11 protein-coding genes are annotated in these 18500 nt (G+C 45.4%); all 11 read left to right on the plus strand.

What is annotated here, in order from left to right; translation table 11 throughout:
* Positions 1-195 precede the first annotated feature (195 nt).
* The 11 genes from NXH67_RS05020 (at position 196) to dnaJ (ending at position 18469) form a co-directional block, all read left to right on the plus strand.
* Positions 196-4731, plus strand: coding sequence for a leucine-rich repeat domain-containing protein (locus tag NXH67_RS05020; RefSeq protein ID WP_272796655.1), 4536 nt, complete (start codon positions 196-198; stop codon positions 4729-4731).
* 30 nt (positions 4732-4761) lie between these two features.
* Entirely contained in the window at positions 4762-5952 is a 1191-nt protein-coding gene (locus NXH67_RS05025; protein ID WP_272796656.1) for a pyridoxal phosphate-dependent aminotransferase, read from the plus strand.
* A 33-nt stretch (positions 5953-5985) separates the two neighbouring features.
* Complete coding sequence (locus NXH67_RS05030; protein ID WP_196804986.1) at positions 5986-6756, plus strand: phosphatase PAP2 family protein; 771 nt, start codon at positions 5986-5988, stop codon at positions 6754-6756.
* 151 nt (positions 6757-6907) lie between these two features.
* A complete protein-coding gene (locus NXH67_RS05035; RefSeq protein ID WP_272796658.1) occupies positions 6908-7396 on the plus strand; it encodes a DUF6465 family protein in 489 nt (162 codons plus the stop codon).
* Between the two features lie 457 nt (positions 7397-7853).
* Positions 7854-8225, plus strand: coding sequence for a hypothetical protein (locus tag NXH67_RS05040; RefSeq protein WP_022779330.1), 372 nt, complete (start codon positions 7854-7856; stop codon positions 8223-8225).
* 74 nt (positions 8226-8299) lie between these two features.
* Complete coding sequence (locus tag NXH67_RS05045) at positions 8300-12415, plus strand: S8 family serine peptidase (protein WP_272796659.1); 4116 nt, start codon at positions 8300-8302, stop codon at positions 12413-12415.
* Positions 12408-13205, plus strand: coding sequence for a hypothetical protein (locus NXH67_RS05050; protein ID WP_272796660.1), 798 nt, complete (start codon positions 12408-12410; stop codon positions 13203-13205). The genes NXH67_RS05045 and NXH67_RS05050 overlap by 8 nt, the downstream gene beginning before the upstream one ends.
* A 225-nt stretch (positions 13206-13430) precedes the next feature.
* Positions 13431-14483, plus strand: coding sequence for a heat-inducible transcriptional repressor HrcA (hrcA, locus tag NXH67_RS05055; protein ID WP_035788579.1), 1053 nt, complete (start codon positions 13431-13433; stop codon positions 14481-14483).
* Positions 14484-14546: 63 nt separating this feature from the next.
* The gene (gene grpE, locus NXH67_RS05060) at positions 14547-15245 is read left to right on the plus strand and encodes a nucleotide exchange factor GrpE (protein ID WP_272796734.1); all 699 of its coding nucleotides are present in this window, start codon (positions 14547-14549) and stop codon (positions 15243-15245) included.
* Between the two features lie 68 nt (positions 15246-15313).
* On the plus strand, positions 15314-17197 hold the full coding sequence (gene dnaK, locus NXH67_RS05065; RefSeq protein WP_272796661.1) for a molecular chaperone DnaK: 1884 nt from the start codon (positions 15314-15316) through the stop codon (positions 17195-17197).
* Between the two features lie 87 nt (positions 17198-17284).
* Complete coding sequence (gene dnaJ / locus NXH67_RS05070) at positions 17285-18469, plus strand: molecular chaperone DnaJ (protein WP_022779336.1); 1185 nt, start codon at positions 17285-17287, stop codon at positions 18467-18469.
* Positions 18470-18500 lie beyond the last annotated feature (31 nt).

The following is an 18500-nucleotide window of genomic DNA, read 5'->3' on the forward strand; positions in this document are numbered from 1 at the left end:
GTGAGTCAATGGGGACGGTTCTTTGTGACTCACGAAGCGAGTCACAAAGAACCGTCCCCATTGACTCACAACCGTCCCCATTGACTCACCTGCCCTTCGGTCCACCTGCTTTTCCGCCAATTTCTTCTTCCCAAAAGTATCGCAATATGCTAGAATACAGGCACAATTTTGCAAGAAATTTGGGAGAAGCATTGTATGAAAAAAGCAATAAGAAAAATAGTGCTGTTGGGGATGGCACTATCTATGTCTGTGACATCTGCAGTAAGTCCTGCAGGTGTTGTCTACGCGGCACAGGAACAGTATGAGACCGGTGCCGGCAACATGAATTTAGTCGAGTCCGACGATTATACAGAAGACAACTTTGCAGAAGAGAAATATGAAGAAGAGGAGATTGAGGTAATCGGTGAGGATCCGGAAGCTGAATCTCCTGAAATTGAGTACCCGGAATACGAAGAGCCACAGGACTCTGAAGCGCCTGAGGAAGAGCTTCCGGAAGAGAGCCCTGTGGAAGAACTCTCTGAGGACGATATCCGTGTCTTTGAAGATGAAGAGGCTGAAGAAATTGAACTGGAAGAGGACAGCGTTTCCGGTAACTCTTCCTACGATGCGACTACAGAAGATACTGATGATGCAGAATTTCAGGCTAATACAGCTGACATGTGCGGCTTCAGTGCTACCTGGAGCTATAATGCATCCACCGGCGCTCTTAAGATCAGTGGTACCGGTGACATGTATGACTATTCCGAGGAGAATCCAGCTCCCTGGTACGGCAAGGAGATCAAGAGCATCACAGTAGCTGACGGCATCACAAGAATAGGTAATTATGCTTTTTATAAGGTTGTCAATCATCAAAAGGCTTTAGAAAGTATCTACCTGTCCAATACCCTTAAGAGCATTGGTGATCATGCTTTTATGTATACCTATTTCAACAGCAAGGTAGAGAAGTTTGTTGTGCCTGACTCCGTAACTGAGATCGGAAAGAGAGCCTTTAGCTATTGTCAGCTGTACAACGCTTCTACTATGGACGATAAGCAGGTAGGCGGAACCTTCGTTCTTGGTAAAGGAGTAAAGGTCATTCCGGAGGAATGCTTCTGGGGTGCGGTTGCTGTAGAGGTGGTACTGCCCGAAGGTCTTGAGAAGATTGAAGACAAAGGAATGTATTTTTTTCAGGGCTGCAAAAAATTTGTTTTTCCCAAAACACTTAAATCTATCGGCGAAAAGGGACTGGGCTATGACTTCTCCTATACATTCGTCAGTTCAAATATAACCTTTAAGGGTGATATGCCCCGGTTTGGCAAAGACTGTTTTTACTACAGATGCGGTTTTATATATTATCCTGCAGGCAATAAGACCTATAATGAAAAGTCCATTGCAGCCGCCAACCAGCTGACCAAACATGGCTTTACCTGGAGAGAAGAAGGATACAAGTCAAGTGGCAAGGCAGGAGAGAATATCACCTGGAAGACCTATAACACTACATCGGGAAGTAGGACCTATAAGATCCTTGAGTTTACCGGTTCAGGTCCAATGTATGACTATTCACTTACAAGTCTCCCTGACTGGTATCCTGAGAGAATATCCATGGATCGTATCAAATTTGATTCAAGGATCACAAGTATCGGTGACTATGCTTTCTTTGGCATGGGCAATGTAAATAACTGGGATTATAAGAAGTATCCATTGGTTCTGCCCTCTAATCTTGAAAAGATTGGAGACTATGCTTTTTACAGCGTTCACGCACCGCTGGTTACTCTGCCCACAACCTGTAGCTATATCGGTAATAAGGCCTTTGCATATTCAAATACCTGGGAGGCTACCTCCAATGTTTTTCCCAAAGGAGTTAAGCATATCGGAGACTATGCTTTCCAGAGCTGCAGCATGGCACTGGATGTTAAGTGGGATAGTATTGAGTACATCGGAGAGGGAGCTTTTTCTGATGTAAAAAAGATGACCTTTTCCACTACTTTTCCTGACACCCTTAAGACAATCGGAGGCTCAGCTTTCTCTAAAGCCTCCACTCTGAAAGGACAACTGTCCCTGCCGGGGGTTACCAAGATTGGAAGCGGAGCCTTTCGTGATTGTCAGGACATAACCGGTAGGGTGGAGCTTCCGGCAATTGAGTCTATAGGAGTAGGAGCCTTTGGAGGAACCTCCATCACAGAACTGGTGCTGGGAGAAAAGCTCTCTGCGATTGACAGCAAGGGCTACGGCTATTCTTATATGGGTGAGAAGTTTAAGACAATTACTTTTAAATGCGCTTATTTTCCTGATGTAAGAAGATTCTTTGAATATCTGTCTTATAAGAAATATGACGTTACCCTGAACTATCCTGCGGGAAAAGGCTGGCCTTATTCTGCATCTGAGTACTACAAATCTATTAAATTTGTGCCCTATGGCAAACACAATATTACTTTTGTTTATCCTGATGAGACCGAGCATACGACACAGCTTTCCGTGGGCTCAAAAATAACTGCGCCTAAAGTCACCGGACTTGAGGAAGGCGTGGAGATCATCGGATGGTTTATAGAGCCTAAGCTGGAAGAAGAGTATGAATGGGATTTTAATAAAGTGCCGATGGATGACGTTAAGCTCTATGCTTTTACAAACCAGGCTGAGTGCGAGGTCGTATATTGGGTTCCCTATGATCTGGAGAAGATGTATGACGGCGGCTATTCCGGCGCCACAGAGCGCGTAAAGTACGGAGAGTGTGCGAAAAATAAGAGAGTGGCCAAGAAGGGCGGAAGATTCCTTGGCTGGTATGAGGATAAGGAGCTGACTAAGCCCTATGATTTTTCAACTCCTGTAAAGTATAAGACCAGGATATTCTCAAAGTGGATAATTGCTGATGCCTTTGACTTCTCAACTGCCACTGACAATATAAAATATAACAAGGACCTGTACTATGTATATGATGCATCCTCTCATTTAATAGCTCCTAAGATAAGCATCAACTATGGAGATGGATTTGAAGTCCTGGAGTATAACACGGATTACACCGTCGAGTTTGTGGACAGAAGCAAAAAAGGTGCCTATATCGATGTGGGCGACTACCAGGTTCTTGTAAAAGGAAAGGGCAACTGCGTCGGAGAGCTGACTACCAATATACATATTACTCAGCTTGATATCAGCAAAGCTGAAAATCTTATTCCCCTTAAGGACTATACCTGGACATATGATGGTTATGAACATAAACAGTCACAGAGTATTCGTCTTGATAAGGGAAATGGGTACACATTAACTCTTGATAGTAAGAACTATAATACAGAGTTTGTCGAGAGCGGTTCAAAGAGACCTTTTGTGGACGCTGGTACCTACACAGTAAGACTTACCGGAATAAATAACTGCAAGGGAACCCTTGAGTACAAGCAGATAATTGAACCAAAGAGCTTTACCTCCATAATGAACCTGCGCAAGACCACGCAGATCACCTATGAATACAACAAGAAAGTTCAGAAGTTCAAGCCTGACCCGATGCTCTATAAAGGCGGTAAATATGAGCCTTTAAAAGAGGGAGAGGAATATACTGTCACCTATGAAGACGAGGATGTGGACGGAGCCTATAAGGAGCCCGGAGTATACCATATCAGGGTTACGGGCAAGGGCAACTATAAGGATGAGTATACTATCGTAGAGAAGATCACTAACAACAAGCTCATTGCAGAGGCTACCGTATCCGGAGTAAAGAACGTCACATTTACAGGAAGACCTGCTAAAATGGACAAAATTGTGGTGAAGCACAAGGGCAAGGTACTTACAGAAGGCAAGCACTATAGGATCCGCTATGGAAATATCACGGAGGCCGGAACCGGCTACGTATACATCTATGGTCTTGAAGCCGGCGGATTTTACGGAACCAAGACAGTAACCTTTAAGATAAAACCTCACAAGATCAGTAAGTCTGATATTGAGGTCACAGGACTTTCCTCCGGCAAGATATACACCGGCAGTGGGATCACAGCAGACAGCATTAAGATTAAGTGTAAGCTGGCAGGCTATAAGTCAGAGCTTAATGGATGTGCCAACGCAGACTACAGTAAAATGTATTACTCCGACAGCAAGGAATACGATTACACCTATGAGTATCTGAAGAATGTAAATGCCGGCACTGCAACTCTTGTGATCCGCGGCGTGGGCAACTGCACAGGAATCATCAAGAAGAACTTTAAGATAAGGGCCGCAGCATTTAATGAGGACGCGGTATCCCAGGGCAGGATCATAGTTGAGCCGTTTAAGCCTGTAGCTTACACCAAGGGTAAGACAGTTATCGAGCCTGAAGTATATTTCAAGCCCGAAGGTGGCAGCAAAGTCCTTCTTGTTAAGGGCAAGGACTACACCCTGAGCTACAGCAATAACACCAAAGTACATGATGAAAATGGCAAAAAAGCTCCCACAGTGAAGATCAAGGGAAAAGGGAACTTCAAAGGAACCATTGCCAGACCCTTTGCTATCAAGGTTTCTTCTATTGATGTATGCGAGGCTACTGCCAAGGATGTGAAGTACAAGAATAAGGTCAATAACTACAGGGCATCTATTGTTGTTAAGGATACCAACGGTTCCAAGCTTGCATCCGGCAAGGATTATGAGACCAGGTATTATAATGCATCAACCGGCAAGGAGCTTACATCCAAGGATAAAGCCCAGGTCGGGGACCGCATAAAGGTTGTGATTACGGGACTTGGAAATTATAAATCAGAAAAGACTTTAACCCGTTACTATGCTGTAGTAAAATAACAGGAAAATAGTTTTTTCAGGAGGACCGTTATGATAAACCAGCAGTATAAAGATATGCTTTCAGCAAAGTCTGTTATTAGAGAATTATCCGAATATGCAACGGCAAGGGGAAAAGAGATTGGCTATGAGAACGTATTTGATTTCAGTCTCGGTAATCCCAGTGTTGAGGTTCCACAGGAATTTACCGATGAGATGATCCGTCTTTTACAGGAAGAGGACACAATGACTCTTCACGGATATACTCCAAGCCTTGGTAATCCTCTTTTCAAGGAGAAGATTGCAGAGTCACTTAATGAGCGCTTTGGAATGAACTACGGTCCTGAGCATATTTTCCCCACAACAGGTGCAGCAGGCGCTATTTCCCATGCGGTTCGCGCAGTGACCAAGCCCGGAGATGAGGTAATTGCTTTTGCGCCTTTCTTCCCCGAGTACAGACCATATATAAACGGGGCAGGCCTGGAGCTTAGTCTTGTTCCGGCTGACTTCACCTCCTTCCAGATCAACTTTGATAAGTTCGAGGAGATGATCTCGGAGAAGACTGCTGCGGTTCTTATCAATACACCGAACAATCCTTCAGGAATCGCATATTCCACAGAGACCCTGCAGAAACTGGCAGCTATTTTGGCAGCTAAGTCCAAGGAGTTTGGACATACCATTTTCCTTCTGTCAGACGAGCCCTACAGAGAGATCGTGTTCAAGGGTGCCGATGCGCCTTATGTTTCCAAGTTCTATGACCATACGCTGTCCTGCTACTCTTTTTCCAAGTCATTGTCACTTCCCGGAGAGAGAATCGGATATGTTGCGGTTAATCCTGCCTGCGAGGGCGCTGAGTTCATCGTTCCAATGTGCGGCCAGATCTCAAGAGGAACGGGGCATAACTGCCCGCCTTCAATCATTCAGCAGGCAGTTGCCAAGGTATGCGGCATGACTGCGGATCTGTCAGTGTATGAGACCAATATGAACATCATTTACGATACTTTGGTGGAGCTGGGATTCACTGTTGTTAAGCCCGGTGGAACCTTCTATATTATGCCAAAGGCCCTTGAGGAGAGCTCTGTGGAGTTCTGCAAGAAGGCCAAGGACTACGATCTCATTTTTGTTCCTGCCGACGGCTTCGGAGCACCGGGATACTTCCGCATGGCTTACTGCATCGACACCGAGAAGGTTGAGAGAGCAATGGTCAAGCTCCGTGAATTCGTGGAGAAGGAATACAGAAAGTAATCTATTATATTTGAGGACGGAGATATTAAGAGTATGAAAAAAGAAGTGAAGATTCAGATCGGGGCAGAGGGGATCAAGGCTGCCTTCGTATACCTTATCATTACCGTTATTTATACTCTGCTTGTTATGAATGTGGACAAGGCGCCCATAGGACCAAATGATACAGTGGTGGGCTTTTCCAAGATTAACGGCAAGATGGCGGGAATATTTGGTTACAACTCTCTTTTTGACAAGATAACAGATGTCGCAATGCTTATTGCAATTCTTGTTGCGGCAGGATTTGCAGTGCTGGGACTTATTCAGCTGGTGAAGGGAAAGAGTCTTTTCAAAGTTGATAAGAAGATCTACGGACTGGCGCTGGTGTATGTTGTGGTTATGGTACTATATGTCTTTTTTGACAAAGTGCCCCTTAACTACAGGCCGGTACTGGTGCCCGGTGAGACTGAGCTGGAGGCATCATTTCCTTCCACTCACACCATGGTTATCTGCACGATACTGTCAACAGCTGTTCTTTTCTGGAGAAAGGTATTTGAAGGAGAGGGCAAGTATGTGAAGGATGTCAGTGTCAAGAACCTTGATGAGAAAAAAGGCGCAGCTTCTTCGGTATTTATCTCAGGTGACAGGGCCAAGCTTCGCAAAGGCCTTGAAACATGCGCACGCTTTATCATGTTCGTTGCGGTTATAGGAAGGATACTGGCAGGAGTTCATTGGATAACCGATATTCTCGGAGGCTTACTGATTTCCGCAACCATAACAGAGTTCTATAGCGCTCTTTTTATAGGAAAAACAGAGGAAGCGGACTGAAAGAGCGCATGGATGTTGAACAAATTGAGATGTTTTGTCAGCGGATGCGTTGACAATGCGGATTAAAGGGAGTAAACTCTATTTCGTAATCACTTTAGTGTTTTAACGAGCTGATTAAATCAAATGCGATTTTATGAGGAGGAGAACAAAAATGGCAGAGATTAAGAAGACAGATAGCACCGTTAAACCTGTTGCAGCAGCTACTGTAGTAGTTAAGAAGGCTGAAGTTAAGGCAGAGGCACCTAAGGCTGAGAAGAAAGAGACCAAGGTAGAAGCCAAGAAGCCTGCAGCTAAGAAGCCCGCAGCTAAGAAGCCTGCAGCAGCCAAGAAGGCTGAGCCCAAGAAGGCTACAGTTAAGAAGGAGACCAAGCCTGCAGCTAAGAAGGCTACAGCAGCCAAGAAGCCCGCTACCAAGAAGGCAGCAGCTCCCAAGGAAGATGTTAAGACCAACATCGTTCTTCAGTATGGCGACAGAGCTGTATCCTATGCAGATCTTGTACAGAATGCCAAGAACAAATTCCAGTACGATATGGGCGGAGACGCTGAGGCTGTTAAGAAGATCAATCTTTATGTTAAGCCTGAGGAGAACAAGGTTTACTTCGTAATGGACAACAAGGTACAGGGCAGCTACGATCTGTAATGTTCAATCCCGATATATATTCAGAGGCACTCACATCCGTGGGTGCCTCTTTTTTCTTAAAAAAAATTGGGGTCAGACCCCAATCACAGAATGTTCACAATCTCCTGATAGAATAGATCTTAGGCCCTGGTCAGGGCGACATGCCACATTCGTTGGCAGAGGCGATATCGCCGAAGAATACCCATATTACAATTCAATACAAGGAGAATTTATTAAGAAAAGACTTGACATTGCACAGTGTCAAACTTAAACTTAAAATTAACTTTTTGCAGATGGGGATATTGTACTCCAAACGCTTTAATACATAGAAGTGATAAAAGGCCAACGCTTTAAATCGCATTACGCTTTAAAATGTCACCGGGCCGAATATTATTCTGATAATTTGGGGAACTAAGCGTTTGTTGCAGGTACATTAGATGCAATAAGTCATGGAAAGAGTTTGTGTGGAGGTGTTTTTATGATTAAAGCTTCCTTTGAGAAGGTCAAAAGAGGTGCGTCCTCTGAGGCTTTTAAGGATGAAAACAGGCTTAATCTCGAAAAATCCGTCGGCGACAGTACATCTGAGACTGTCCGGGAGCATGTCTACATCGTCTTTTCCGGGGACATCAGCATCGAAAATGGCATAGAGACCATCGAGAACAAGGTCCTTTCGGGGGATCTGCTTGAGGTATCCAGATTTGATGTCAGAGGTCACGCAGCAGTGGCCATCGTAAGTACCTCCATTAGAAAAAAGATCGAGGATCTTCCTATTGTTGAGAAAGTCAAGGTTATGGAAGCTCTTCACCCAACCGTTGATAAAGCTGCACCGGTAACTTCATATACTAAGTAATCCTATTTAGTTTGAGACCGCTATCGATGCATTTTTATAAAGCACTACTATACTAACGACGGAGGAGAAAGTGTATGAAGAAAAAAATGTGCCCTGAAAAAGCGCTGGCTGTGATCCTTAGTGCATCACTGGCATTATCACCAGCAGTTACAGCTTCAGCTGCTTCAGGCGACGACGCTGAAGAGCTCTTTGAAGAAGTAACATTAGAAGAGACAGGCGAAGAAGAGGAACTTAGTGAAGTTCCTGTAATGGAAAAGGTTGATCCTGCCCAGGTCGGCCTGGAGACATCCAAAGATGTCTTTGAGGGTAAGCTTGAGGATGTAGATGCCACCAAGCATGATCCCGACGAGCAGACCCGTGTAATTATCGTTATGGAGGGCGACAGCGTAATTGATGCAGGCTTTGATACTGCAGATCTTGCTGAAAATGACGCGGCCATGACTCTTTCCGATAATATCCTCAGTGAACAGGAGAGCACTGTTGAGAAGATCGAAGAGGAAGCTCTTGACGGAGACAAACTTGATGTTAACTTCAATTTCTCAATTCTCACCAATGCTGTATCAGCAGATGTAGCATACGGCGATATTGAGAAGATCAAAGAAGTAGACGGCGTTGCTGCAGTATATGTTGCTCAGCAGTACGAGCCTCTTATGTCAGCAGATCCCATGACAATTACTTCCGGAGATATGGTTGGAAGCTATTCAACATGGGCTAACGGCTATACCGGTGCCGGCACAAGAATTGCAATTATCGATACAGGTATCGATTCTGATCACCCTTCTTTTGACAGCGCAGCTTTTGATGCGCATCTTGCAGAGACAGCTCAGAAGGCAGGCAAAACAGTTGAGGATTACTCACTTCTTACAGCAGAAGAGATTGCCACTGTTCTTCCTAATCTTAATGCTTCCAAGATGAGCAAGGGTGATGATGAAGAGAAGGCAGTTGAACTTACAGCTGACCAGCTCTTTGTAAATGACAAGATCGCTTTTGCATATAACTATGTAGACAAGAACCTTGATATCACACATGATAACGATGAGCAGGGTGACCACGGAACACACGTATCCGGTATCGCTACTGCCAATGCCTATGTACCAAGCGCAGTTACAGAGACAGGCTTTGCTCAGCAGGCAGTAGGTGTTGTAGGTATCGCTCCCGATGCACAGCTCATCACCATGAAGGTATTCGGAACCAACGGTGGTGCATACAGTGATGATTACATGGCAGCTATCGAGGATGCTATCCTTCTTAAGGCTGACGTTGTTAACCTTTCACTTGGTTCATCCGTTGCCGGATATTCAGCTGATTCAGAGCAGTATATCAATGATATCTTTGACAAGCTTCAGGGAACCAGCACTGTTGTATCCATTTCCGCAGGTAACTCCGGACGTTGGGCAGACAGCTCACCTTATGGTGTTAACCTTTCAAAGGATGTTAACCAGGATACAGTAGGATCTCCCGGATCTTATTACAACGCTCTCACAGTAGCCAGTGCCAACAACAGCGGAATCACAGCCAACTACTTTGAGACAAAAGACGGTGCTAAGATCTTCTACAACGATGGTAATGACACACTTGCACCTAAGTTCAGAACACTTGATACATCAGCAGATCAGAACGGAACAGAGTATCCTTACGTTCTTCTTGCTGCCAAGGGTACTCCTGAAGATTACGAAGGCGTTGATGTTAAGGGGAAGGTTGTATTCGTTCAGCGTGGTGGCATCACATTCGGTGAGAAGCAGCAGAACGCTGAGAACGCAGGCGCTGTTGCAGCTGTAATCTACAACAATCAGCCCGGCACTATCAGCATGACACTTCAGGGAAGCAAGGCAGTTATTCCTTGCGTATCCATCACTCTTGCAGAGGGAGAGGCTGTTGCAGCACTTTCCGAAGAAGTTGCTGAGGGTGTATATGAAGGAACCTTCAAGGTTGTATATAACGCAGCTACCAACTACAACGCAGCTGACGGCTACACAATGAGCTCCTTCTCATCCTACGGTGTTCCGGGAACTCTTGACCTCAAGCCTGAGATCACAGCACCCGGTGGAAACATCTACTCAACTATCGATAACGGCGATTACGGTCTCATGAGCGGAACTTCAATGGCAGCTCCTTCAGTTACAGGACAGAGCGCACTTGTTGAGCAGTACATCAGAGAGAACGGACTTGCAGAGAAGAACGGATTATCCGTACGTACACTTGCACAGTCACTTATTATGGCAACCGCAGTACCTCTTCACGAGGACAATGATCCTGAGAATCCTGAGGTTTCTCCCAGATCACAGGGTGCAGGTCTTGCCAATGTATATAACGCTGTAACATCACCTGTATATGCTCTTGTTGGTGCTAAGGAAGGCAATGATGGTAAGGTTAAGGCAGTTCTTGGCGATGATCCCAAGAAGAACGGCGCTTACAGCTTCTCATTTGACCTTTACAACCTTTCTGATGTCCCTCAGTACTATGTACTTGATGCATCTGTTCTTACAGAAGAGCTCTATGAGGAGTCAGGAATCAAATACTTTGTAGGATCATCACACAAGCTTAATCCTACAGTAACTCTTAAGGCAGACAAGACCAAGCTCGTATATGACCTTAACGGCGACGGCAAGGTTAACAAAAAAGACCGTGTTCCTTTCCTTAAGGCTGTAAACGGCTCTGTTGTTCTTCCTGCTCTTGAAGCTTGCCCGGATTATTTTGATTTCAACAACGACGGTGTTGTAGATACCAAGGACGTATATCTCTTCGGCAAACAGTTCATTAAGGGCGGCAAAGTAGTTGCTGACACCGCACTTAAGGCAGCAGTTGTTGAAGATAAAACCAATGTTAATGTTTCAATCAAACTGTCAGCAGAAGACAGAGAGTACCTTGCCGGATTTGAAAACGGTATGTATGTAGACGGATATGTATATGCTAAGGGTAATGTAACTCTTTCAGTTCCTTTCCTTGCATTCTATGGAAACTGGGGCGATTCCTCTATGTTCGAGGATTATGACTTCTACCTTGGCAAATATGATAAGGAATATGCAAGTAATGCATATATCTACAGTGGAGTTTCAGCAACCAACTTCCTCTCATTCTTCCCTTACGGAGATACAGATGAGGAAAATGAGTACTTCTTTGTTCCTAACCTGATCGCTACTGATGATGAGTACATTGCCGACAGACTTGCACTTAGTGCATCCAACGGAACAGCTCTTGGCAGCTTCTATTACACTCTTATCAGAAATGCAAGCAGACTGGTAACTACAATCAGCAACAAGAAGACCGGTGAAGTATACTTCCAGAAGCAGGAAGACGAGAACTACGCTTCCTTCGTTTACCAGCAGCAGTGGACAAACAACCTTCAGTCTCAGGATCTTATGTGGACAGGTACAGATGCTGAGGGCAATCCTCTTCCTGATGACACAGAGGTTGAAGTTAAGCTTACAGCAGTACCCAGCTACTATGATGGTGTTGATGATATCAGCACACTTACCGGTAAGGGATTAAGCATCGGATACTCATTTGCTATTGATAACGAGGATCCGGATATCGCAGAGATGTCAGCAAATGAAGACGGAACAATGAATGTCGTTGTTACCGATAACCGCTATGCGGCAGCAGTTATGGTTCTTGATGAGAACTTCGTGACTGTTGGCAAATATGCAGTAAACCAGAAGGTTAAAGGCGAAGATCAGACTCTTACAATCAAGGTTCCCGATGGAGAATTCTATGTAGAGGTTTATGACTATGCGCTTAATACCTGCATATATAAGTTCACACCTGCCGAGAAGGATACAGAGACAACTCAGTTCGTAACAAGCCTCACCGTTGAGAGCGAGGAGATGGACCTTGATGTAGGAAACAGAGCACTCATCAAAGTTACAGTAGGTCCCGAGAACCTTGAGAAAGGTTATGACGCAGTTGAGTTCACAAGCTCAGACGAGTCTGTTGCAACTGTAAGTGAGAACGGTACAGTAACAGCACTTAAGGAAGGCAGATGCACCATCCTTGTTACCACGAAAGCAACAGATAAGGATGGAAAGAACCTTACAGCAACAGTTTGGGTTACAGTAAGGGATTACGGCGGAGCAGATGATGATGAAGACTCAATAGTTGACATTTCAGAAGAACCATCTGAGGACGGAGTTCTGGAAGAAGTCGAAGAAATCGAAGTAGCCGAGGAAGTAGGAGGATCAACTAATGAATAAATTATTTAAAAGAGCAGCTGTTGCAGCTTTAACAGCAATCGTTCTTTTTGCCGGCATGCCTGCTAAATCCGTAAAGGCTGCAGAAGCAGCTCCTGTTCGCACAGTGGCAGAATTATCAGGATTGCCTGACAATCAGAAGATTGTATATAAGCTTAAGATTGAGAAAACAAAAGCAACCGACGGACAGATCGCAGTTTTATACGATCCCGAAGTGCTTAGCCTTGCTAAGAGCAGTGTAAACGGAATTTTTAGAGAGAGTGACGTAAACAAGAACTACACAGACGGCGATGAGACAGGACTTTCTATCGCATTTGTAGGCGACAATGCAGTTAAGGCTGACAGAACACTTCTGACACTTACCTTCAATGTTGCAAAGGGACTCGTAGCTCAGGATACAGTTATCAAGACCAAAGTTATCACACTTAACAATGAAGACGAAGTTCTTCTTGAAGATGTGACAATCGAGGACACCTTCAATGTAGGTAAAGGAAATATCATCGATCCTAAGCTTGAGTATGTAAGCCAGACAATCCTCGGCGCAAAGGTTTTTTGGACCAGGGATGACAATGCTGACGGATTCCTTATTTATCGCAGAACAGGCAAGAATGGTGAGTTCGTTCAGGTTGGAGATGTAGGTAACAGAAGATCATTCTATGATTCCAAGGTTGCCAACAGAACAACATATTATTACAAGGTTGTTGCATACCAGAAAAACGGTGATGAGATTATTTACTCAAAAGAGTCAAACATCAAGTTTGTAACAATTGTAAAACTCTTCGGAATTTTCTAATCTGATTTATCCGTAAAGATTATAAAAGGGCTTGTCTCTGAATAGGAGGCAGGCCCTTTTTGCGGCGTTTTCGACAATAAACATTAACCATTTTTTTATAAATACATGGTTGACATTGATAGCCCATAGTGATAATTTATGATACAGAAGATGTTAGCACTCATATGATGTGAGTGCTAACACATTAAAAAGACTAACATACCTGCCAATGAATTTAAGCGCAAAATGCATAGGAAGGTGAACAATTTGGAACTGGATGAGAGAAAAAGAAAAATACTTCATGCCATAGTGAAGAACTACTTAGAGACCGGAGAGCCTGTGGGGAGCCGTACTATTTCCAAGTATACGGATCTTAACCTCAGCTCAGCCACCATCAGGAACGAGATGGCGGACCTTGAAGAGATGGGCCTTATACTTCAGCCCCACACTTCAGCCGGACGTATTCCTTCGGATCAGGGCTACAGAGTCTATGTGGATGAGATGCTCCGCGACAAGGAAAAAGAAGTGGAGAACATGAAGGAAATGCTCCTTGATAAAGAGGAGAAGCTTGAAAATCTCCTTAAGCAGGTAGCCAAGACACTGGCTGTGGATACCAACTACGCCACCATGATATCGGCTCCTCAGATCAGGAAGAACAAGCTGAAGTTCATTCAGATCTCCAAGGTTGACGAAGAACACCTTCTGGCCACCATCGTAATCGAGGGCAACGTGATCAAGAACAAGATCATCGCTGTTGAAGAGGTTCTGGATGATGCCACAATGCTCAAGCTTAACATTCTGCTGAATACAAGACTTGACGGTCTTGCAGTTGAGGACATCAACCTGGGACTTATAGCAGCAGTCAAGCAGGAAGCCGGAATACACAGCGAGATCATAGGCAACGTCATTGATGCAGCTGCCGAGTCCATAACAGCGGATGAGGACCTTCAGATCTACACCAGCGGCACAATGAACATTTTCAAATATCCGGAGCTTACAGACAACGCCAAGGCCAGCGAGCTTATAAGTACCTTCGAGGATACCAAGGATCTGTCGAGTATCGTGGAAGGAACCCTTGCCAACGAAGGCGAGGAGACAGGCATTCAGGTCTATATCGGCAATGAGACACCGGTTCAGGCCATGAAGGACTGCAGCGTGGTAACCGCCACATATGAGCTGGGCGACGGAATGAAGGGAACCGTCGGAATCATCGGCCCCAAGCGTATGGATTATGATAAGGTCATCACAACACTTAAGAATATGAGACATGCACTTGATGATTTATATAAAAAGAACTAGCAATAGGAGGCAAAGGTTTTGGGAAATACAGATAACAAGGCAGCTCACGACAAGAAGAAAACCATGAGCGAAAAAGAGATCCTTGAGAACATAATGGAGGAACTCGAGAAGGAGGCCGATGAAAAGGCTGGGTCAGAGAAGCCTTCAGGCCAGAAGAGCAAGGATGAGACAGCTGAGGAAGCTGCAGGTAAAGCAGCTGCTGAGGAAGTAGCCAAGGAAGAGCCCGCAGCAGATAAGGCTCAGGCAGAAGAAACTTCTGATGAAGCATCCGCAGAGGGTGAGGAACCCAAGAAAAAGGGCCTGTTTGGCAAGAAAGACAAAAAGGATCCCCTTAAGGAGAAAGTTGACGAACTCAATGATAAGCTCATCAGACAGATGGCTGAGTTCGAGAACTTCAGGAAGAGAACTGACAAGGAGAAGGCTCAGATGTTTGAACAGGGCCAGGGTAACGTCCTTGAGAAGCTTCTTCCCGTTATAGATAACTTTGAGAGAGGCCTTGCGGCAGTTCCCGAGGAAGAGAAAGAGGGAGCATTCGCAGACGGCATGAACAAGATCTACAAGCAGCTTATCAAGCAGCTGGAGGACCTTGGAGTAACCCCGATTGAGGCTGTGGGTAAGGAATTCGATCCCAACCTTCACAACGCAGTAATGCAGGTTGAGAGTGCGGAATACGAATCCGGATTTGTTGCACAGGAACTTCAAAAGGGATATATGTTCCACGACACCGTACTCAGACACAGTATGGTAGCTGTTGCTCAGTAAGAAATTTAACCGGCGGAGTGGTTCGAATAGATTAAAACATTTGATTAAGTAAAACGGAGGAAAAAAACATGAGTAAGATAATCGGTATCGACCTTGGTACAACCAATAGCTGCGTAGCAGTTATGGAAGGTGGTAAGCCCACCGTTATTGCCAACGCAGAAGGCGCAAGAACAACACCTTCAATCGTTGCTTTCACAAAGAACGGAGAGAGAATCGTAGGTGAGCCTGCTAAGCGTCAGGCAGTTACCAACGCAGACAACACAATCGCATCAATTAAGAGAGACATGGGTACAGACCATGGCCGTACAATTGATGGCAAGAAGTATTCTCCTCAGCAGATTTCAGCTATGATCCTTCAGAAGCTCAAATCTGATGCAGAACAGTATCTCGGCGAAAAAGTTTCAGAGGCGGTTATCACAGTTCCCGCTTACTTCAATGACGCACAGCGTCAGGCAACCAAGGATGCAGGCAAGATCGCAGGCCTTGAGGTAAAGAGAATCATCAACGAGCCTACAGCAGCAGCTCTTGCTTATGGTCTTGATAACGAAAAAGAGCAGAAGATCATGGTATATGACCTTGGTGGTGGTACATTCGATGTATCAATCATCGACATCGGTGACGGCGTTATCGAAGTTCTTTCAACCAACGGTGATACACATCTTGGTGGTGATGACTTTGACCAGGCTATCATCAACTGGATGGTTCAGGATTTCAAGAACAAGGAAGGCGTTGACCTTTCAGGCGACAAGATGGCTATGCAGAGACTTAAGGAAGCTGCAGAGAAGGCTAAGAAGGAGCTTTCATCAGCCACAACAACCAACATCAACCTTCCTTTCATTTCAGCAGGCGCTGACGGCCCTAAGCACTTCGATGTAGATCTTACAAGAGCTAAATTTGAAGAGCTCATCCACGATCTCGTTGAGAGAACAGCTATTCCCGTACAGAACGCTATGAAGGATGCAGGTCTTACAAACGCAGATCTTGGCAAGGTTCTCCTTGTTGGTGGATCAACTCGTGTTCCCTGCGTAGTAGAGAAGGTTAAGCAGCTCACAGGCCAGGAGCCTTCCAAGAGCCTTAACCCCGATGAGTGTGTAGCTATCGGTGCAGGTATCCAGGGTGGTAAGCTTGCCGGCGATGCAGGTGCAGGTGATATCCTCCTTCTTGACGTAACACCTCTTTCACTTTCAATCGAGACAATGGGTGGTGTTGCTACAAGACTTATCGAGAGAAATACAACTATTCCTACCAAGAAGAGCCAGGTATTCTCAACAGCCGCTGACAACCAGACAGCTGTAGATATCAACGTACTTCAGGGTGAGAGACAGTTTGCCAAGGATAATAAGTCCCTTGGACAGTTCAGACTTGACGGAATCCCTCCGGCAATGAGAGGAATCCCTCAGATCGAGGTTACCTTCGATATCGATGCAAACGGTATCGTTAATGTATCAGCTAAGGATCTTGGAACAGGCAAGGAGCAGCACATCACCATCACAGCAGGCTCCAACATGTCTGACGAAGATATCGACAAGGCTGTAAAAGAGGCTCAGGAGTATGAGGCTCAGGACAAGAAGCGTAAGGAAGGCATTGATGCCCGCAACGATGCTGACTCATTTGTATTCCAGACAGAGAAGGCACTTCAGGATGTAGGCGACAAGATCGATGCTTCTCAGAAGCAGACAGTAGAGGATGATATCAAGGCTCTCAAGGAAACTCTTGAGCAGACCAAGGATAAGGAGCTTTCAGACTCTGAGATTGATTCTCTTAAGAGCCAGAAGGAGAAGCTCATGAATGATGCTCAGGCACTCTTTGCCAAGATGTATGAGAATGCTCAGGGAGCAGCAGGTGCAGGCCCTAACATGGGTGGTGCAGCAGGCCCTGATATGGGCGGTGCTTCTTCCAGCTCATCATCTAACGATGACAACGTAGTTGACGGTGACTACAGGGAAGTATAACCTTAGTGGTATAATATGTAGCATTGCGAAAGCGTCAGCGGAGCAATGTGTATATCACGATGAGCATAGATGTAGATTAGGAGTAATATGGCAGAACAGAAGCGCGATTATTACGAGGTTCTCGGTGTCAGCAAGAGCGCTACCGAGGATGAGATTAAAAAAGCATACAGAGTCCTGGCTAAGAAGTACCATCCCGATATGAATCCCGGAGACCAGGCTGCAGCCGATAAATTCAAAGAGGCATCAGAGGCCTATGCAGTTCTTTCTGATCCTGAGAAGAAACGTCAGTATGATCAGTTTGGACATGCAGCCTTTGAAGGCGGCGGCAATCCCTTCAGCGGCGGTTTCGATTTTAACGGTGCTGATTTCGGAGATATTTTCGGAGATATTTTCGGAGACTTCTTCGGAGGCGGACGAGCAAGAGGCGGAGCAAGAAGTGGCCCCTCCAAGGGTGCTAACCTTCGTGCCAGCGTAAGGATCACCTTCCTGGAGGCCGTATTTGGCTGTGAGAAGGAGCTGGAGCTTACAATTAAGGATCCATGCCCTACCTGCCACGGCACCGGCGCTAAGCCCGGAACTCAGCCTCAGACCTGCTCCAAGTGCGGAGGTAAGGGACAGATTGTCTATACTCAGCAGTCCTTCTTCGGAACAGTCAGAAATGTTCAGACCTGTCCTGAATGTAGCGGAACCGGTAAGGTTATCAAGGACAAGTGCAGCGATTGCCACGGCACCGGCTATATCGCCAGCAGGAAGAAGATCAAGGTCACAATTCCCGCAGGTATCGATAACGGCCAGAGCGTAAGAATAAGAGATAAGGGTGAGCCCGGCATCAACGGCGGACCAAGAGGAGATCTTCTTGTTGAAGTTGTTGTATCAGATCATCCTATTTTCCAGAGAGAAGGCTATGATATCTATTCCGTAGTTCCTATGTCCTTTGCTATTGCAACACTTGGTGGAACCGTTATCATAGATACCGTGGATGGCAAGGTTGCTTATGATGTTAAGCCCGGAACCCAGACAGACACCAGAGTAAGACTTCGTGGCAAGGGTGTTCCTTCACTTCGTGATAAGGAAGTCAGAGGTGACCATTATGTGACCCTCGTTGTTCAGGTTCCTGAGAAGATTTCCAAGGAAGCCAAGGAGATTCTTAAGCAGTTCGATGAGAAAACCGGCGATTCCCTTACAGCAGCTGACCGTATCCTGGGCAGCGACGACAAGGGACCCTCAGACGGATCCGGCGGAAAGAAGAAAAAGGGCTTTTTCGGTAAGTGATATGAAATCCGCGTATGACCTATTTGCAAAA

The organism is Butyrivibrio sp. DSM 10294 (assembly GCF_028539135.1).
Taxonomy (GTDB): Bacteria; Bacillota; Clostridia; order Lachnospirales; family Lachnospiraceae; genus Butyrivibrio.